General features: G+C 62.7%; 19 protein-coding genes. 1 reads left to right on the top strand and 18 read right to left on the bottom strand.

Annotation, left to right across the window (positions count from 1 at the left end):
- Positions 1–8 precede the first annotated feature (8 nt).
- The 15 genes from cdd to KGZ40_01570 all read right to left on the bottom strand — a co-directional run bounded on the left by cdd (position 9) and on the right by KGZ40_01570 (position 14,332).
- Positions 9–440: a cytidine deaminase gene (gene cdd, locus KGZ40_01640; GenBank protein ID MBS3956228.1), complete on the bottom strand. Its 432-nt coding sequence runs from the start codon at positions 438–440 to the stop codon at positions 9–11.
- A complete protein-coding gene (locus tag KGZ40_01635; GenBank protein MBS3956227.1) occupies positions 433–1,713 on the bottom strand; it encodes an HlyC/CorC family transporter in 1,281 nt (426 codons plus the stop codon). Before KGZ40_01635 ends, cdd begins: the two co-directional genes overlap by 8 nt.
- A gap of 25 nt (positions 1,714–1,738) precedes the next feature.
- Complete coding sequence (locus KGZ40_01630; GenBank protein ID MBS3956226.1) at positions 1,739–2,440, bottom strand: diacylglycerol kinase; 702 nt, start codon at positions 2,438–2,440, stop codon at positions 1,739–1,741.
- A gap of 11 nt (positions 2,441–2,451) precedes the next feature.
- Positions 2,452–2,898, bottom strand: coding sequence for an rRNA maturation RNase YbeY (gene ybeY / locus KGZ40_01625; GenBank protein ID MBS3956225.1), 447 nt, complete (start codon positions 2,896–2,898; stop codon positions 2,452–2,454).
- Complete coding sequence (locus tag KGZ40_01620; protein ID MBS3956224.1) at positions 2,873–4,981, bottom strand: HDIG domain-containing protein; 2,109 nt, start codon at positions 4,979–4,981, stop codon at positions 2,873–2,875. Before KGZ40_01620 ends, ybeY begins: the two co-directional genes overlap by 26 nt.
- A gap of 33 nt (positions 4,982–5,014) precedes the next feature.
- Entirely contained in the window at positions 5,015–5,995 is a 981-nt protein-coding gene (locus KGZ40_01615) for a PhoH family protein (GenBank protein ID MBS3956223.1), read from the bottom strand.
- Between the two features lie 137 nt (positions 5,996–6,132).
- On the bottom strand, positions 6,133–7,446 hold the full coding sequence (gene mtaB / locus KGZ40_01610) for a tRNA (N(6)-L-threonylcarbamoyladenosine(37)-C(2))-methylthiotransferase MtaB (protein ID MBS3956222.1): 1,314 nt from the start codon (positions 7,444–7,446) through the stop codon (positions 6,133–6,135).
- Positions 7,439–8,227, bottom strand: coding sequence for a 16S rRNA (uracil(1498)-N(3))-methyltransferase (locus KGZ40_01605; protein MBS3956221.1), 789 nt, complete (start codon positions 8,225–8,227; stop codon positions 7,439–7,441). Before KGZ40_01605 ends, mtaB begins: the two co-directional genes overlap by 8 nt.
- Before the next feature lie 72 nt (positions 8,228–8,299).
- On the bottom strand, positions 8,300–9,427 hold the full coding sequence (dnaJ, locus tag KGZ40_01600) for a molecular chaperone DnaJ (protein ID MBS3956220.1): 1,128 nt from the start codon (positions 9,425–9,427) through the stop codon (positions 8,300–8,302).
- Between the two features lie 56 nt (positions 9,428–9,483).
- Positions 9,484–10,515: a heat-inducible transcription repressor HrcA gene (gene hrcA, locus KGZ40_01595; GenBank protein ID MBS3956219.1), complete on the bottom strand. Its 1,032-nt coding sequence runs from the start codon at positions 10,513–10,515 to the stop codon at positions 9,484–9,486.
- 78 nt (positions 10,516–10,593) lie between these two features.
- On the bottom strand, positions 10,594–12,396 hold the full coding sequence (gene lepA, locus KGZ40_01590) for a translation elongation factor 4 (GenBank protein ID MBS3956218.1): 1,803 nt from the start codon (positions 12,394–12,396) through the stop codon (positions 10,594–10,596).
- Between the two features lie 479 nt (positions 12,397–12,875).
- Complete coding sequence (locus KGZ40_01585) at positions 12,876–13,163, bottom strand: HigA family addiction module antidote protein (protein MBS3956217.1); 288 nt, start codon at positions 13,161–13,163, stop codon at positions 12,876–12,878.
- An 11-nt stretch (positions 13,164–13,174) separates the two neighbouring features.
- The gene (locus KGZ40_01580; protein ID MBS3956216.1) at positions 13,175–13,465 is read right to left on the bottom strand and encodes a type II toxin-antitoxin system RelE/ParE family toxin; all 291 of its coding nucleotides are present in this window, start codon (positions 13,463–13,465) and stop codon (positions 13,175–13,177) included.
- Between the two features lie 216 nt (positions 13,466–13,681).
- The gene (locus KGZ40_01575) at positions 13,682–13,882 is read right to left on the bottom strand and encodes a DUF86 domain-containing protein (protein ID MBS3956215.1); all 201 of its coding nucleotides are present in this window, start codon (positions 13,880–13,882) and stop codon (positions 13,682–13,684) included.
- A gap of 141 nt (positions 13,883–14,023) precedes the next feature.
- Positions 14,024–14,332: a nucleotidyltransferase domain-containing protein gene (locus KGZ40_01570; GenBank protein ID MBS3956214.1), complete on the bottom strand. Its 309-nt coding sequence runs from the start codon at positions 14,330–14,332 to the stop codon at positions 14,024–14,026.
- 403 nt (positions 14,333–14,735) lie between these two features.
- On the opposite strand from KGZ40_01570, the gene rpsT reads away from it, so the two are divergent.
- Positions 14,736–15,002 (top strand): 30S ribosomal protein S20, encoded by a 267-nt coding sequence (gene rpsT / locus KGZ40_01565; protein MBS3956213.1) that lies wholly within the window; start codon positions 14,736–14,738, stop codon positions 15,000–15,002.
- On the opposite strand, the gene holA is transcribed toward rpsT, so the two are convergent.
- From holA to KGZ40_01550, 3 genes are all read right to left on the bottom strand, one after another.
- Positions 14,999–15,781, bottom strand: coding sequence for a DNA polymerase III subunit delta (holA, locus tag KGZ40_01560; protein ID MBS3956212.1), 783 nt, complete (start codon positions 15,779–15,781; stop codon positions 14,999–15,001). The genes rpsT and holA overlap by 4 nt on opposite strands.
- The gene (locus KGZ40_01555) at positions 15,744–18,347 is read right to left on the bottom strand and encodes a DNA internalization-related competence protein ComEC/Rec2 (GenBank protein MBS3956211.1); all 2,604 of its coding nucleotides are present in this window, start codon (positions 18,345–18,347) and stop codon (positions 15,744–15,746) included. Before KGZ40_01555 ends, holA begins: the two co-directional genes overlap by 38 nt.
- 119 nt (positions 18,348–18,466) lie before the next feature.
- Complete coding sequence (locus KGZ40_01550) at positions 18,467–19,207, bottom strand: helix-hairpin-helix domain-containing protein (protein ID MBS3956210.1); 741 nt, start codon at positions 19,205–19,207, stop codon at positions 18,467–18,469.
- Positions 19,208–19,237: the final 30 nt, after the last annotated feature.

The following is a 19,237-nucleotide window of genomic DNA, read 5'->3' as shown; positions in this document are numbered from 1 at the left end:
CCCGCCGATCACTCCGCGTCGTCCGGACCCTCGTCCTGATCAAGGTAGCCCCGAACGAACGCCTCGGGCAGTAGCTCATCGAGTGTCGTGACACGAACCTCATCGGCCCGTCCACCCATGATCACGCGCATCTCAGGATTGAACTCTGCGAGCGCCTGACGGCATGCTCCGCACGGAACCGTAGGCGTCTCCGAGTCACCCGCAACGGCTATCGCGTCGATCTCGGTGCACCCCGCCGCGATCGCCGCCGTGAGCGCTCCCCGCTCCGCGCAGAGCGTCGAGCCGTACGCGGCGTTCTCCACATTCACGCCCTGAAAGATCTCACCCGATGCGTACACTGCAGCACCAACCCTGAAGTTGGAGTACGGTGCGTAGGCCTTTGGCTTGACCTCGCGCGCGAATGCGAGCAGTGCCAGGTCCGGTTGAGTGACCTCACGCATCAGCTTCCTCCACTCGATCGGCCGTCGAAGCGGCGGGTCCTACCGTCAACTGCATGATACGTGTTCCCTGAAGCCCCTCCACCGTCAGACGCAACCCTTCGATCTCAATACTCTCGCCAACGACAGGTATATGCCCGGCGACCTCGGTGAACACTCCACCGACCGTGTCGGCGTCGAGTTCGATGGCGGTGTCAAATCGCGCATTCAGGTCGTCAACGGGAAGGCGCGCATCCACACGCACCGCACCATTGCCGAGCTCGATGATGAGCGGGACTTCCGAGTCGTACTCGTCGAAGATCTCACCTACGATCTCCTCTAACAGATCCTCTATCGTCACGAGTCCAGCTGTACCACCGTACTCGTCGGCGACAATAGCGATATGGGTGCGCGAGCGCATCTCCATCAGGAGCTCTTCCACCGGCTTGGTCTCGGGAACGAAGAACGGCGGACGAGCGAGCTTCGCCGGAACCACCTGGGGATCACGAATGAGAGCGGCGAGCAGGTCCTTGGCGTACAGCACGCCCCGGATGTCGTCGACGGTGGCATGGTAGACCGGCAAACGCGAATAGCCGAGCTCCTCGATGAGCGCGATCGCCTCACCCGTGGTCGCAGTGTCCGGAATGCACGTCATGTCCGTTCTGGGAACCATAACCTCTCGGACGATCTTCTCTCCAAACTCGGCCACAGCCTCGATCAGGGCCTCCTCGGCCTCCTCACGAGCGGCGTCTTCGTCATCTGCCCCGTTACCGCGAAGCTCGTGGTCGGCGGCCCATGTCGAGTGCGTTACGTTCTCACCCGCGACAAGCCTCATCGCCCACTGCCACGGAGCGTTAAGGACGCGAGCGACCGGGTAGAGCACGGCAACCACGCGAACCGCAAACGGCGCAAACGCAAGGGCAACGCCCTCGGGGTTCGCCGCGGCGACAGTACGCGGAAGCGCGTCGCCAAACGCAAAGAGCACCACGAGTGCGACTCCGGCCCCCACGAGCGCCGCTGCCCAATCGGGCCACGCACTGTACGCCAGCAAAACGGCGATGCCGATCAGAGCAGCTGCTGCGGTGTACGCAAGGGCCGACACCAGCGCCGTCGCTGCGTGCATACGACCCGGGTGATCAACGATTCTCTCGAGCGCGGAAGCTCCGGCGCGCTCGGACTCGACGAGACGCAAGACGCGTCCACGCGATATGTGTGACGCCGCCGAATCCCCGGCGACCATGAGCGCCTTCACCACGACAAGCACGATGATGACTGCAACGACTATGGGGACGACCAACGATCACTCCTGTACGGCTCGACGATCACAGAAAGAATACCTGAAACACGGCGGTAGTGACGAGAACGCCCAGAAGAGCGCCGAGCCCAACCTGAGGTAGTGTGTGCGCCTCGGACTCAACGCGGCTCTGCGCGACAAGGGCCGCGATGAACAGTGCGAGAACGGCCGCCGCCGCACTCTGGGTGAGATAGGCGATCGTGGTGGCCGCGGAAGCAGCGAGCGCGGTGTGCCCTGAAGGCCAGCCGCCGCGCATGAAGCTGTCCGCGCGTGTCATCGCCTTGACCCCGACGACGAGCAGAGCAGTCAGTCCCAGTGCGATAAGCGTGAGATGCACAGGCGAGCGTTTCGCAAGAAGCAATCCCTGGTCTACAACTGCCGCCATGCGTTCGTGGAACACCATATAGCCGACACCAAGCGCAACCACGCTAGAAACGAGAACAGCGCCTGCGGCGACGTCCTTCGCGATCTTCGCGTGGGGATCGAAGCGGTCTACGTGCAGATCGACCGCGGCCTCGATCGCCGTGTTGGTAAGCTCGGTAACGAGCACGAATCCAATCGCGAACAACAGGGCGATCATCTCTAAACGGCCGACACCGGCCACAAGCGCTGAAACGAGCACCACGATCGCCGCAACCGAGTGAATCCTCATGTTGCGCTGAGTGCGCAGCGTATAGACGATCCCCTGGATCGCGTAGTCGAAACTCCAAAGCAGCGACCGGCTTCTCACCGGCTCCCCCTCTACGCTAGCTCGGACCAGGCGCTGAGCAGCGAACTCTCACGCGCCTGCATGACTTCCGCGGCGTCATCGTCGTCATGCTCGTAACCGAGCAGATGGAGCACTCCATGGACAAGGAGCAGGTTCAGCTCCTCCTCCACCGTGGCGCCATGCTCGGCCGCTTGCTTCTCGGCTACCTCAGGTGCGATGACCACATCACCCAGCATGATCGGTTCTCCACTTTGTACCGGGCAGGGATCATCGCATGCAAACGAGAGAACGTCGGTGGGACCGGACAGGCCACGGTAGCGCTCGTTTAGCAGCGCCATCTCCTCGACGCCAACAACGGCGATCGAAAGCTCGGCGCCCTCAGGAACATCCTCGCGCTCTAAGACGAACTCGGCAAGCGTCTGGAACGCGGCAAGATCGAGTGGCTCGGGATCCCTATGACTCGTGATAGCGATGCGCATGCACAGACCTCCTCGGAATCGTCTCCGGGTATTCGACGCGGGGATGATATACGGCCGCAAGAAGCTTCGAGTAGACCGCGACCACCTTGTCGATATCGGCGAGAGTCAGGTCGGAGTCGTGGAGCTGTCCGTCAGCGACCTTAGCGTCGACGATCGAGCGAACCGCGGCCTGAATGCGCGGCACTGAGGGCTTGTCGAGCGCGCGGACCGCCGCCTCCGCACCGTCGGCGAGCATGACAAGCGCTGCCTCGCGGGATTGCGGACGCGCGGAACGGTAGCGGAAATCCTCCTCGGGAACGGCTGCCCCGGACTCACTTGCCGCCTTGTCGTAGAAGTACGTGACGAGGCTGTCTCCGTGGTGTTGCTCGATGATCTCGACAACCTCGGCTGGCAGGCGGTTCTCCTCGGCCAGCTTCACGCCCTCGCGAACGTGCGCGGTGATGATGAGCGCCGAGAGGCCCGGCGCGGTCGAATCGTGCGGATTGCCTGAGCCGCTCTGGTTCTCGACGAAGAAACTTGGACGCGATAGTTTGCCGACGTCGTGGTAGTACGCACCCACGCGCGCGAGCAAGCCGCGCGCGCCGATCTCCTCGGCGGCCGATTCAGCGAGTGTTCCGGCGAAGACGGAGTGGTTGTAGGTGCCCGGCGCCTCAAGCATGAGACGGCGCATCAGGGGGTGGCTGGGGCTCGCCAGCTCGAGAAGCCGGACGTCGGTGGTCACACCAAACGCGTATTCAAAGAAGGGCAACAGCCCGTAACCTAGCACCGCTGCGAACATCCCTCCCAGGGCGCCGTTGCCAGCCGCGCTTATCGCCTCGCGAGTTGGTTCGCCGGCTGCAAGCGACGCGACCGCTCCGATAAACGCACCTGCGGCTACAAGAAACATCCCGACGTAGAAAAGACGGCGCCGTTCAGTCATGAACGAGACCGCTACGACGGAACTCACGCTCCAGACAAGCATGGCGACCGCGCTCGCTCCCTCGGAAAAGCCGAGCAAGACGCCGCCGATGGTGGAGAGCAGTCCGGTCAGCAGACCGATACGACTGTTCACGAGAAGGGTCGCAAGGATGGCCGCGAGCGGGACCGGAAGGAGAAACAGCGATATCTCCGGGAAGAGCCAGAGTATCGTGCGCGTCACCCAGATCGCCCCGGCCACGAGCACGGTCACAAGCAGCAAGTCGCGTACACGTTCGAATACCCGGCGCTCGAAGCGCCATACGTACGCGGCGCACGTACCCACCGCCATGGTCGCAAGGAAAAAGAGTGCAAGCAGCGACGAAACGGATCCGCCCTGATCAAGCAGGCCAAGGCGGCGAATAATCTCCAGGTGCTCGGAGTTGACGATCTCGCCTTGCTGGACGATGTTCTCTCCCGCCTGCTTGACGATCACAACGGGATCGGCGCCATCGGCGGCGGCGGCTCGAGCGGCGGCGGTAGCCGCATCGTCGAGCTTGAGTGTTGGCTGGACGCTCCGGGTGGCAACCCCCTTGATGGCCGCACGAACCGGGGCGGTGAACTCGAGACTTTCCGCGCTCTCGGTGAGTTGCTGAATGACCGCGTCGAGCTCATCGGCGGAAAAGCGCCTGGACAACACCGTTGTGACGAGCTGCTCGGCTGCTCGGGCGGCCCTGCCGAACGTCGCGTCATCGGTAGTGAGGAGTGTCTCGGTCCACTCGGCATCGTATCCTCGAAGCGACGTCACTAGTGCGGCGACCGTTGCGGTGTCATTCTCGGCCATCGCGGGACGCGTCGTCCGCACGGCGTCGAAGTAGGCGGCGACGTCCCCGCGAGCCTCGGCAAGCACCTGAGCGTCGAACACGTATACCGGCTCGACTGAGTCCGCGGCGGCTTGTCGCGCAAGAGCTGTTGCGGGCTCGTCGACAAACTGGACGGTACGATTTGCTCTAAACGTACGCTGCGCGGGCTCGCCCTCGGTCACACCTATTGGAGGGGCCTGAACCACGAGCGGCATGACGATCAGGACGATGGCCACAACCGGCAGCAAGACGCGGTATCGCTTCTTCCGCCACCAGACGGTGGTCGATACTTGCCCGACGGGGGGTGCCTCGGTGGAGTCACTCATCGGCTATCCCGGCATCTCGACGCCGCGACACTATCACGGCGTCCGGTCCTGACGTCGACCGGCGATGTCTGCCGCTGCTGCGGCGGTTACGGTGGCGGAAGCGGAAGCGCGGGCCTCCTCGAAGACGTGGTACGCGTTGACGATCCGCTGAACGAGCTTGTGGCGCACCACGTCTTTTGAGTCGAGTTCCACGAAGGCAATCTCGCTCACGTCCATGAGTATTTCGCGCACCTGCTTGAGACCTGACTTGCCCTTGGGCAGGTCGATCTGCGTCACGTCTCCGGTGATCACCACCTTGCTCCCAAAACCCAGCCGTGTGAGGAACATCTTCATCTGTTCTGGGCTCGTGTTTTGCGCCTCGTCCAAGATGATGAAACTGTCGTTTAGCGTTCGGCCGCGCATGAACGCCAGCGGCGCGACTTCGATGATGCCCCTATCCATGAACTGTTGCGACTTTTCGATGTCCATCATGTCGAACAGCGCGTCGTAAAGCGGCCGCAGGTACGGGTCGACCTTCTCGTACAGCGTGCCAGGAAGATAGCCGAGACTCTCGCCCGCCTCGACAGCGGGCCGAGTGAGGATGATCCGCCCTACCTCCCGCTTCTTGAGGGCGTCGACCGCCATCGCCATCGCCAGGTAGGTCTTGCCTGTACCAGCCGGCCCGATGCCAAACGTCACCGTGTTCGCGCGGATCGCGTCGACGTAGCGCTTCTGTCCGGCCGTCTTGGGCCTCAACTGCTTGCCCTTGTGGGTGAGCAGGACGTCCGCATAAAGCGCGCTCGGAGAACACTCCCCGCCCTCAAGCAACTCGATGGAGCGCTCGAGGCTCTCCGGAGTGAGTCGCTCGCCCTTCTGCACAAGCGAGATCATCTCGGCAAAGAGCGCCGATACCACCTGGCTCTGGGCAGCCTGCCCTGAGATGGTGATCTCATTTCCGCGCACCGTGATCTGAGGTTCGAAGTGTGCCTCGATCATGCGTAACACTCCGTCGGCTTGTCCGAGCAGGTCGGTCATGTCGAGTTCGGGCGGCACGACGAGACGAATCTGGGCTGAATCCACCGTGTGTGCACCTTCTGTCCGTGTGTGCGGCGTCAACCGTGCCGGACGCCGCTTGTCTCCCTCAATTCTACCACCCGTGCGTCAGCTCACACTCACGCCCACTCGCCGATGAGGGTCGCCTCCCGCCGCCCGACCACACACGCATGGCCGAGCGAACCGGGAGCGTAGTGCGCCGCGGGCGCGGCAAGGGTCAGGTACTCGCGTGTGGTGCCTGTGGCAATGCCGTCCTTGACCGACTCGACGAGCACCTCAACAGTCGTGCCGATGCGCGATGCGGCGTGTTGCTGCCTCAAGGACTCGTCGAGTGAACGCAGCTCTCTCGCTCGGACGGCGATCGTTTTCGCAGGAAGGTGTCCGGACATTTGGGCGGCAGGTGCCCCCTCTCGGCGCGAGTAACGAAACACATGGAGGCGCGCGAATCCCAGATCGCGCACGAACTCACGCGTGCGCTCGGCCTCTGCATGGGTCTCGCCAGGAAAGCCAGCGATCACGTCGGTGGTAACCGAAAGCCCCGGCAGCGCCTCGCGAGCCGCTGCGATCGTGACAGCGTACCCGGAGGCCGTGTAGGGCCGACCCATCGCCGAGAGGATACGGTCAGACCCGGCCTGCAAAGGCACGTGCAGGTGCGCGCAGAGAGCACGGCTTGAGGCGAGCGCATCGAGCAGGTGCGGCGTGAGGTCCGCTGGCTCGAGGCTAGAAAGGCGGATGCGGGAAATCCCCGTGGTATCGAGTGCGCTGACCACGTCAGCGAGTACGGCGCCGGTAGCGGGATCCCTATACCTGCCGAGGTTGATTCCGGTGAGCACGACCTCACTCGTTCCCGCCTCGGCGAGGGCACCAACCTGGATGACGATGTCTCGAAGCGGGACAGAGCTGGGGCCACCGCGGGCGTAGGGCACGATGCAGTATGTGCAATACGCGTCGCAGCCGTCCTGGATCTTGACCGCGACCCGGGTCCTAAATCCCTCATTCGCGCGCAGCGCACCGCCTGTCTTGAGGACGTCTTCAGCGGCGGCTCTCTCTGCGGAGCCGGGGGCCGTCTCACCGCTGCGCCTGCCGAGCAGCTCGGTGATCTTCCGGAAAGCCTCCTCTTTGTCCGCCACCACTACGACCCGGTCGCCAAGAGCCGCCAAAGCACCCGTGTCGAGCGCCGCAAGACAACCCGTCACCACAACAGTGGGGTTGCGAGGCTGTGAGAGCGCACGGCGCACGGCCTTGCGGGCCTTGCGATCGGCCTCGCCAGTGACCGTGCAGGTGTTTACGACGATCACGTCTGCTTCCAGGGTCTCTGTGAGTCGCACGCCGGCCTCAAGCAGGTGAGCCGCGATGGTGTCGCTCTCGACACGGTTGACCTTGCAGCCAAGCGTCGTGAAGGCGACGCTTTGACCCGTGATGCCGTCAGCCACGCGCTCGACCTCCAAGTGCGCCCAGTTCGTAGAGGGCCACGGCCGCCGCGACGATCCCGGCGGTCTCAGCGCGCAGAACGCACCCGCCAAGCGAGACCGCACGTGCGCCAGCCCGCTCGAAAGCGTACACTTCGGCGGCGGTAAGCCCTCCCTCTGGCCCCACAACCACGGCCACGCGGCTCTCGGCATTCGCTCCCGCCTCATCGAGCGCCTCACCGATCCCAGGAGCGGTCGCCGCCGCATCCTCCCACGCCACGAGCACGACGTCATGCGAGTCGATGATCGCCTGCGCGACCTCAAAGAGAGCTACCGGGTCATCTACCACCGGGACCGAAGCCCTCTGCGCCTGCTTCGCGGCAGCCGCAGCGACTCTGCGCCAACGATCCCCTCTCGCCGAGGCTTTCTCGGGAGTAAAGCGAACGACGGAACGCTCGGCGAGAATAGGCGTGACGCGGCTTACGCCGATCTCGACGCACTTCTCGACGGCAAGATCAATCTTGTCGCCCTTGGTCACGCCCGCTACGAGAGTGACGTAGGGAAGCCTCTCGTCTTCAACGCGCTCAATGAGAGCTACGACGATCCCGGCATCACTCGCCGAGGTGATCCGCGCCTTCCATACCGCGCCACCCGTGTCGACCACAACGATCTGGCCGCCAGGACCGAGGCGCAACACGCGGGTAGCGTGTCGAACGTCACGCATGTCGAGCGCAAGGGTGACGATTTGGTCAGCACTCACGTCTGCCGGGAGCGGCCCAGTGAGGAAGAATCGGTGCAGGGCCATCGGTATCCTTTCGCACGGATCTGACCCGCGCGGATTTTTACGAGACTTCCACGCCGACGGACATGCGGGCAGCTATCCTGAAAGCCAGTCTTTGAGCCGCTCAAACGTGGTAGGCCGCGCGGCCTCACCGAACGTCTCCGAAAGCTCCCCGAACAGCTCACGCTGACGTTTAGTGAGCTTTCGGGGGATGTCGACAGCAGCGTGGACGTGCAAATCGCCACGGGAGCCACCGCGCACGCGCGGCATCCCCGCACCACGCACCCTGAGCACATCGCCGTGCTGTGTCCCCGCTGGAACTTCGACCGTCACGTCACCGGCAAGCCCGGCGAGGGTCACCTCGGCCCCGAGGACCGCCTGGGTGACAGTAAGCGGCATACGCGCGTGCAGGTCTGCCCCCTCGCGATGCAGATACTCGTGAGGGGCAACGCGCACCGTCACGATGAGGTCGCCGGAAGTCGCGCCGCGAACACCAGCTTCGCCATGGCCGGGCACTCTTACCTGCATACCGTCGTCGATGCCAGCGGGTATAGGAATGGTCACGTGTTCGCGGTCGGGCACACGGCCCTGCCCCTGACACTCGGAACACGCCGACGCGATGGTCTCGCCGGTCCCGCCGCACGGTTCACACGGGGTAAGCGTCTGCATCACGCCGAGGAACGTCCGGCGCTCGGTGCGACGCTGACCTGTCCCGTTGCACGTGGCGCACGCACTCGGCTGCGATCCGTCGCTTGAGCCGGTGGCAGCACACTCATCACACGGAACGAGGCGGTTGAGGTATGTCTCCTTCTCGACGCCCTCGGCAGCCTCTTCGAGCGTGATGACGAGCTGCATGGCCATATCGCGTCCTTCTCGGCGAACCCGGCGCCCCGAACCGCCACCGGCCATCCCGCCAAAAAACGCGCTGAACAGGTCTTCCATTCCAAAGCCGCCGCCAAATATGTCGCCGATATCCGGACCGTAGCCACCCCCGGCGCGGGGATCGGTGGTGCCGTACCGGTCGTACACGTCGCGCTTGGCAGGGTCGGACAAGACGTCGTAAGCTTCGTTGACCGCCTTGAAGCGGTCTTCGGCGTCGTGGTCGCCACACACGTCGGGGTGGCACTCGCGCGCCTTGCGTCTGAACGCCTTCTTAATCTCTGATTCGCTCGCGTCGGTCGATACGCCGAGCACCGCATAGTAATCCTTCGTACCCGCTGGCACAGTCACCCTCCGTCAATTGATTATTGCCGCCACATCGCACGCGGTTCGTTACGCTCTCACGCGTACGCTCCCGGGCCGTCGAGCACCTCGTTTAAACCCTCAGCCACACAGTGGACCGCCGCTATCGCCCTCGAGTAGTCCATGCGGGTCGGACCGATGACGCCTACCATGCCATCAGCACTCGGTGAACCGTAGCGAGTAGCAACAAGACTCATCTGGCCGAGTTCGCTCAAGGTGTTCTCGTGGCCGATGCGCACAGTCAGCCCGCCTGAGCGCACGACTTCCTGGAACGCGCTGAGGAGCGCAAGGCCGTCCTCAAGAACACAGAGCAGCGGGACGGCGAGTCCGGCGTCGGCGAACTCGGGGAGCCGAAGCAGCTCCGGCACGCCCACGTGGTAGAGCCGGTCGCGATCAGCCTGCTCGAGGCACGCGACGACGTGACCCATCACCTCACTGAAAAGCTCCTCTTTGAGGTGGTTGTCGTGCGCGGCTTCAGCGAGCGGGCGAACCTCGACCGCCCTCTTGCCGTCGAGACGAGCGTTGAGCGCCCGCTCCACCTCGGCGAGAAGATCCGGAGTGGCCTCCTCGGCGAGTGCGATGTGCCTGTTGACCACTTGGCCTCCCTCAGTGATCAGCACGAGAAGCGCGCGGCGCGGCCCCATCGGAACGAGGTCGACCTTGCGGACACGGGACACGTCGAGCGCCGGAGCGAGTACAACCGCGACGTAGTGCGTCAAGTGTGACAGGAGCGCCGATGTCTGGCGCATGAGGGAATCAAGTTCACTCGCAAGCGCAAGGTGTTTGCTGCGTAGCTCCACAGCCACATCGAGACGGGCGATGCCGTCCGAGACGATCAAGTCGTCGACGAACGAGCGGTAGCCGATGTCCGTGGGCACACGACCGGAGGAGACGTGCGGTTGGTAGACGTAGCCGGTCTCTTCGAGCGCGGAAAGCTCGCTTCTTACCGTGGCGGGGCTACAGCCCAGCCGGTAGCGATCAACAAGACACTGCGACCCTACTGGCTGTCCGCTCCCGATGTACTCTTCGACAAGCGCCTTCAACACCAGACGCCTGCGTTCGCTCAACATCTCTTCCCGCTCCTTCCGGCGAATCTAGCACTCTATTGTAGCGAGTGCCAAGCCACCGCGCGAGGACATCCTGGCGCGCTACTCATCGACCTTGAGAATCGCCATGAACGCCTCCTGGGGCACCTCTACCGCTCCGACAGATTTCATCCGTTTCTTGCCAGCCTTCTGCTTCTCGAGCAGTTTGCGCTTACGGGTGATGTCGCCGCCGTAGCACTTCGCAAGCACGTCCTTGCGCTTTGCGCGCACCGTCTCGCGCGCGAGGATCTTGCCGCCGATCGCCGCTTGAATCGGAACCTCAAACATCTGCCGGGGGATGATCTCGCGGAGCTTCTCGGTAAGCACCTTGCCTCTCGCATACGCCTTGTCGCGGTGAACGATGAACGAAAGCGCGTCGATCGCTTTGCCGGCGAGCAAGATGTCGAGTTTGACGAGGTTGCCAGGCCTGTAGCCGATGTACTCGTAATCGAGACTCGCATAGCCGCGGGTACGGCTTTTGAGCTGGTCGAAGAAGTCCATGATGAGCTCGGAAAGCGGGGTCTCGTAGTGCATCTCGACCGTCGTGGCAGAGAGGTACTGCATGTCTTTAAACGTCGACCGGCGGCTTTCCGCCAGCTCCATCACAGCGCCAACGTATTCAGGTGGCACGAGCACAGTCGCCTTAAGAAACGGCTCCTCGATCCGGTCGATGTGTCCGGGTTCCGGCATGTCTTGGGGAGAGTGCACGATGACGAGCTCGCCGTTGGTCTTGAAGACGCGGTACTCCACGCTGGGAGCGGTGGCGAGCAGATCAAGGCCGAACTCGCGCTCGAGGCGCTCCTTGATCACTTCCATATGTAGCAAGCCGAGAAACCCTACGCGAAACCCGAAGCCGAGAGCGTGGCTCGACTCCGGATCGTAGACGAGCGCCGGATCGTTGAGCTTGAGTTTGTCGAGCGCGTCACGCAGATCCGGATACTGGTCCCCGTCTATCGGATAGAGGCCCGCGTAGACCATCGGCTTGACCTCGCGATACCCCGGCAGCGGCTCCGTCACCCCGTGCCTCGCGACGGTGACGGTGTCTCCAACTTTGACGAGCGCCGGGTCTTTGAGTCCGGTGATGAGGTATCCCACCTCCCCTACCCCGAGCTCGTCAACGGGCATGTTGGCAGGGCGCCGAACACCAACCTCTTCAACATCTGTCACGACGCCGGTCGCCAGCATGCGGATCTTCAGGCCCTTGCGCACCGAACCGTCGATGATGCGAACGAGCGCAACGACTCCCCGATACGCATCGAAGTACGAGTCGAAGATGAGCGCCTTCAACGGTGCTTCAGCATCACCCCTGGGTGGTGGAATCCGCGTGATGACCGCTTCAAGCGCCTCTCGGACACCCTCACCGGTCTTACCGCTGGCAAGCACCGCGTCATCGGCAGGAATAGCGAGGCCTTCTTCAATCTCGTGGCGCACCCGGTCTGGATCGGCGGCGGGAAGATCGATCTTGTTGATGAGCGGGATGATCTCAAGGCCCGCGTTCATCGCCATCATGGCGTTAGCCACGGTCTGGGCTTCCACGCCCTGAGCGGCATCCACAACCAAGATGACGCCTTCACAGGCTTGAAGTGAGCGCGATACCTCGTACGTGAAGTCAACGTGTCCGGGAGTGTCGATGAGGTTGAGCTGATACGTCTCGCCGTTCTCGGCAGTGTAGAGAACACGCACCGCTTGGGCCTTGATCGTGATGCCGCGCTCGCGCTCGATGTCCATCGAGTCGAGAACCTGCTCGACCATGTCGCGATCGGCGACGGTATGCGTCAGCTCGAGAACCCTGTCGGCGAGCGTCGACTTTCCGTGATCGATGTGCGCGATGATAGAGAAGTTGCGTATGTGGGTGGGGTCGCTCATGTCTGCGAAAGTGTATCAGGTGAGTGCGCGATTCGCTGGAACGGTGGGGCCAGGTTCACGATGGCGAAGGAGCTGCGCACTATGCGCTTTCAGGCAGGAACTCGATCACTCGCCGTACAACTGCTCGCGCAACGAGTCCACATCGACGATCTCCCATAGCTCTTGCCGTCGCGGACGTGGGCGAACACGGCCTGGTTGATTCTGAACTCTCGACCGAGTCCGCGTGTCGAGAGACCGGCAGGGGCATGCACTATGACGTCGTCATGCATAAACTTGCTGAATGCATCCGTGTCGCCAGCATCACCTGCGGCAAACACGGACTCCAGCAGGGAACCCGACTCGTTCATCGCGGCCTCCGAAGGCATCGTGGACGGGTATTCCTGAAAGTGGATACCCAGCGGGCCAGCTTCCGGCTAGTCGTGTAGCGGATAACCTGCGAACGCAGCAAGTCAAGTGTTGCTATTGAGATTCGCGGGTGCTCACGCGATTGCGGCGAGCGGCTTCAACGGCTCCGACGGGCGACTGCGTGCCAAATCATGTGCCGTTTGCAGGTTGATCCAGAACTCCGGAGTCGTGTTGAGCGCCTCAGAGAGCAGCCACGCCGTCTCCGGCGTCACACCCCGCTTGCCGCGAATCAACTCGTTGATGCGCTGGACGGGAACACCCAGGTGCGCGGCGAAGGCGACCTGGGTGATACCGAGCGGGGCGAGAAACTCCTGGCTCAAAATCACGCCGGGATGAGTGGGTATGCGGTTTTCCGGAATCATGGTCACGCCTCCTACTTGTGATAGTCCATCAGCCGGACGTCGTGAGCGCCGTTGTTCTGCCAACTGAACACGATCCGCCATTGGTCGTTCACCCTGATCGAGTGGAAACCCTTCAGGTCGCCCTTGAGCGCCTCCAACCGATTGCCGGGTGGCGACTTCAGATCGAGTACCGCCGCGGCACCGTTGAGCATATCCAGCTTGACCAAGGCAAGGTTCACGATGTCGTTTGGAAACCGACGCGCCCCGCTGGTGGACCGGCCATGGTACAGGTCCTCTGTCGCGCGGTCGCCGAACGAGACGATCAATGGGCCTCCCTGGTCACGGAGTGAGTATACCCACTATCACGGCAACCGTGCAAGCGCGTAATGGATGTGCCGCTGAATCTAACGCCCTTAGGCATCTGCCACAACGGATGCGCCCCTCTTCCACAGTCAACCTTGTGGCCGTCAGCAGTTGCTGGTGGAACCGCGCCATGACTTCGTCGTAGGTGTTGCCATCAAGTCGGCACGAACTGCTTGCTAGTCCGCAGAGTCGAACTGCGAAATCAGCGCTTCGCACTCGCCTCTGAGAACCTGCAAATCAACCTTCGCAAGTCCCCACACTAGCTCGTCATCGACGGTCGGATACTCATGTGTCAGGCGATTCCGGAAGTCGACGATCCGCCGTGCGCCCGTGATCGAAGCGAAGACTTCTGGCGCTTTGTGTGACAGAGCTAGCACCGCTTCCCGATGATCGTGAACTCGCGCTCCACGGAGGATCGAACGAGTCTGTTCGCGAGATAGTCCGAGATCCGCATGCCAACGACCGCAGCATCAATCGCGTCGCACGACTCCAGGATATCGGCAAGGTATGCGCGCGGCTCACGCTGCATAGAGCTGCTGTTTCGTCCGATTGACATCGTCGCGGATGTAGCGGTTCTTGAGCGCGCCAACCATCACGAGATCGACATCAGTTCCGAGGATGGCGCGCAGTTCGTCCAGCAGGCCGAAGTATGCATCCGGCTTGTCGTAGGGCGACATGGAACCGAAATCGACCAGGAAATCAATATCACTTCGTCCAGGCTCGAAGTCGTCACGCAGCACCGAGCCGAAGACATCGAGGCGTACCACGTGGAAACGCTCACACGCCTTGCGTATCGCATCCATTCTGTCTTCGATCACAGCAACCATGGCGATCCTCCACCAACATGGTACCCGCTGGAAACCCGGCCTTGCCATCGAGCCCGCATGCCGGTGGCCTGTCGGTCAACGATTTGCGCATAAGCTGCGCGCCACCAGCTTACACCGCGAAGCGGCCGAACGCTCCTGCGCGTCGAGAAGCGCGGGTTAGACAGGGTGGCCGCCGCCAAGGCTGAGCAATCACTCGCATACCAGTTTTCGCGTAGAGGTCGGGGTTGTTTCAGGGTCTTCCATAGGTACGCGAGAGCCGCGACATGCTTGGCGCAAGCCGGAAGGGCCGGATAAACTGAGCTGGAGGAATCCTTCCTCACGTCATCGCCGTGTGCTATCCTACCTGGGTTCGTCCAGCCCCACTGCGACGGGCACCATGTTGACCGAGAGAGGAACCGTACCAGTGGCGAACATCAAGAGCCAAAAGAAGCGCATCTTGACCAGCGCGAAAGCACATGACCGCAACAAGGCGGCCAAGTCCGCCATCAAGACAGCCATCAAGAAGGTGGATGTCGCTGTCGGCGCAGGAGATTCTGACGCCGCCGTCGCCGCCGCGCAGGATGCATCACGCATGCTTGATAAAGCGGCAAGCAATGGCGTTATCCACAAGAATCAGGCAGCGAACCGCAAGTCGGGCATCATGAAGCGCGCAACTGGGAGTGGCGACTAGTCACGGCAGAGATCCACTATCCAGCGTTCGAAGACGAGCCGGGCATCCCGGCTCGTCTTCATTTCCGCATCCGTGCGAGCGGCACCTCTCAGGGCGTCCACCAACTCAGGGCCAGAGTACCGTCCCGCCTGACGCAGCAACTTGTTGGCCTGCCAGTTGGCCACCCCGACCTCCCGCATTATCTCGCCCACTGGAGACCCGCTTGGGCTTCGGGCCTTGATCGCGTGAACTGAAAGCATGTGGCGTACGTGGCGCACGCTGAGCGCAAGGATGCCGTGCACCGACTCGCCTTGATCGACGAGGAGCGCAAGCAGGCGCAGCGCAGCCCGAACATCTCTCGCGCCGAGAGCGTCGGTGAAATCGAAGACCGACGGAGGCGCGGTTGTGGAGACAACATGCTCGACATCGCGACGCGAAAGTGTCTCCTTGTCTCCCGCGAAGGCCACTACCTTGTCTACTTCTGTCGAAAGGTGCCTCAGGTCGTACCCGACAGCACGGACTAGCACTTCAGCCGCATCAAGCCCAATGCGCTTCCCGCGCTGCGCGAAGAACTCGAGGACGCGCTGCGCATACTCACCTTTCTTGGGTGACTTGTACTCCGAGACCCCTCCCAGCGCGTCGATCGCCTTGTACACACGGAGGTTCTTCGCAAGCTTGAGCGCAACAAGAACAAGTACCGTCTCCGGATTCGGGTCAGCGGCGTAGCGAGCAATCACGTCAAGCGAGTCTTTGGGCAAGGCGTCAGCCCTGCGCACAATCACCAGGCGGCGCTCGGACATGAACGGCAACGTGTTGCAGACCGTGATGACCGAGTCGCCGTCGGTCCGATCCCCATCGAGCACCGTCAAGTTGTAGTCGAGATCCGCGACGGCCGCCAGCCTTTGCTTCAAGCGCTCTACCGCCTGCGTAAGCAGCAGCTCCTCTGGTCCGTAGATGAGGTAGACGGGTTTGAGGTCTGCAAGTCGAGGGTCGGTCATGATCTCCGGGTTCTGTGAGGGTGCGTGCGATACCACCCGAGATTGTCGCACACGCCGCCTCCCGGGCTCCACGGGTGGTGAAAACGGCGAACCGACCGTCAAGATCGTGAGAAACCCGCAGTTCACCGTGGATATCTGTTCGAAACACCGCGATCTCACGGTCCTCAAGCAGATCAATCACCGATCGCGAGGGGTGTCCAAACTCGTTTCCGGCACCCGCGCTGATGAGCGCGACGGCTGGTCGCAAGGTATCGAGGGCAGTTGCTGTGATTCCGTTTGAGCTACCGTGGTGCGGTACCAGCAGCACATCGATATCGGGAATCATTTCGTCCCGCGCAAGACGGTCCCACACGACCTCCTCGGCGTCGCCCGGGAGGATCGCCGAGAATTCACCACGGGTCAGGTGCAGGATTACACTCGTATCGTTGGTCGCAAGCGCTGGATCAGGCCCTCTCGGCCACAAAGCCTCCAATCGCGTGAGCCCCACGGTGAGCACATCGCCCGCGGCTATGGAGCCAAGTAGCGAACCTTCGTCTTTCCGGTAATCAACAACTCGGTCGAGGTGCGGGATTAGTTGCGCGAAGGCCTCCGGATCAGCAACGCTGGGCGCAAACGCGCGCCCGACCCGGACGACGCCGACGAGGCCCGGTGCGCCACCGGTGTGATCGGCGTGGTCGTGAGTGAACACAAGCGCGTCGATCCGTCTGATTCCGGCACGAGTCAGCGCGGTCCTGAGAACGTCCGGATCCGGTCCCGTATCAATGAGCAGGGTCGCGTTGTCGTCGGTAACGATCACCGCATCCCCTTGGCCGACGTCGAGCACACGGATGCGAGGTTCGCCGGAGGGTGTGGGGGCGCCGATCATGCCCCATACCGTGAGCGCCACCACGAGACCGAGCGCCATCCGCGGAGCTGTTGAGTCTCTCGGTCGAGGCCACGCGACCCAAAGCGCGCACGTAGCCACGGTCACGGTTGCGACAAGCGGGCCAGGCGGCGCCTCCACGCCGAGAGCGGCTCCCGGTATCGACGCGAAGTGACGCGCCAGCGTTGTGACCAGTCCAAGAGGCAATGCGGCCAGTGACATGAACGGACCTGCCACCACGCTCAACACAAGACCGGCCACGGCAGCTACGAGACCTACAATCAAACCAACAGTGACGAGGGGCATGGCGATCACGTTGGCAAGCGGGGCAATCAGCGAAAACATGCCAAAAGCGGGCAGCGCGACAGGCAAGGTAGCCACTTGGGCCACGAGAGTCAACGCCAACATGTCGGCGGCGCCCTCAGCCCAACGGTGGACACGTCCCGTCCCGAACGCCGAGCGAATCCATTCGCCGGCAAGCCCTCCAAACACAACGATTCCCGCGACAGCGCATACCGAAAGGCGGAACCCAATATCAAACGCGACAACGGGATCGGCCATAAGCATCACAGCGACGGCCGCCGCCAAAGCAGCAAGCCCGTCACCGCGGCGGCCGGATACGGCCGCGAGCCCCGCAACAGCACCCATGCCCAACGCGCGAAGTGCCGAGGGCTGAACACCGGTGAGGACGACGTACATTCCCATCGCTGCGACCACCACAGCAGCGCGGGTCACAAGTCCCTGGCGCGCGTGGCCTAAAACGCGTCCGAGAAGCATTCCCACTATGCTCAAGTGTGTGCCGGATACTGCGATGAGATGCGAGAGCCCGCATACACGCATGTCCTCTTCGGTCACAGTGCCACTCATACGGGTCCTGTCGCCCAAGAGCACCCCTTGGAGCACATCCCCTCTCGCCCCAGGGACTTTAGCCACCATCTCGTTGACCGTAGCCCTGATCGGGCCCGCCCATCCGCTTGGCGTGGAAGCCCATCCCTCAATCTCTACCGCGCGCACCGGCACGCTGCCCGCCTCGAACCGGCGATGTGCACGGCGCGCCCACTCCTGGGATGGATCGATTGGCATTACCCGCTGCTTAAGAGCAAACACTTCTCCGAGACGAACGGGCGGATCCTGTCCGGGCGGCAGCATCACTCGGAAACGAACTGGAGCGCCTTCAAGCGGGCGGACGGTCGTCACCCACCCAAACCGGCCCTGAGTTGGATCGCGAATGGCGACAACTGCTGTGTTGGGAGTTTGTGCGTCGGCTGTCGATTCGTTCGGTGTGGGCAATTGGGCTTGAGCTGCGTGCCAACCAGACCAGCGGGCTGAACCTGAGGCCACTCCCAGCGCCGCCCACACGAAGAGCACCCCGGCAAAACAGCCGATCTGCACCACCCTGGCACGTCCATAAGCGTACCGTCGAAGCAAGCGCGCCATGCCGATGCACGCCACGAAGCCAATCGATGCCAGTGTCAGTGCGATCACAGCAACGGTCGGCAGCGGCACTTGCATATCACCCGTCAGGTACCGCCAGGACAGCTCCTCACTAGTGAGAACTCCGCAAAACAGCATGATCGAATACCATGCGAGTGCCGGTATGCTCGGACGCGGGCGATAATTGGTGCTCATCGCACCACGATGAAATCGCGCATCGCCTCAAGTTTCTTCTCTCCGATGCCAGGTACCCGCATGATGTCTTCGGGTGCGCTGAACGGACCGTTTGCCTCCCGGTCAGCAACGATTCTCGCAGCGGTGGCAGGCCCCACCCCTGGAAGCGCCTCAAGCTCGCTCTCCCCCGCGGAATTGATGTTCACGTGCTGTCCCGCGCTGGAACCGCCACGTGTCGCACCGCTCGATGTGCCCACAGGCGAGGGCACGGTGCCGGCCGCAGCCTGTTCACGAGTTGGGACGTAGACGTGTTCCCCGTCATTGATGATCTGCGCCAGGTTGATCGTGTCGATTGATGCCTCTGGCGAAGGCCCGCCTGCCGCCTCGACCGCATCCCCGACGCGCGAACCAACAGGCAGCTCTCTGAGCCCCGGAGAGTTCACGGCTCCAGCGACGTGCACCCACACGCTTTCAGGTTGCGCATCCGCAGCCGGTGTCGCAACGCCCGAGCTATCGTCCTCTCCGTGGGCGTGCGATGCGACATCTTCGGCGAGATTTGACTCAAATGCAACCTGGGGCGCACCTCCATCGAACAGGGCACCGCCAACGCGCCACGCGGCCACGAGAAGCGCAACGAGGAGCATCACCACTACGCCGGTGAGCGCCGCCGGAGAGATATCCGTAAGACCGGTCCTTCGGAGAAAACTTGCTCCACGCCCATGTGATCGTTCCGGCTCCACACGCACGTCATCAAACATGAACAGGCGCCCCTTTCCCCGCCGGGGCGG

Source organism: Clostridiales bacterium, from assembly GCA_018333995.1.
Taxonomy (GTDB): domain Bacteria; phylum Actinomycetota; class Coriobacteriia; order Anaerosomatales; family SLCP01; genus JAGXSG01.
Note: the sequence above shows the minus strand (reverse complement) of the source record. Positions and strands in the feature narration are given on the sequence as shown.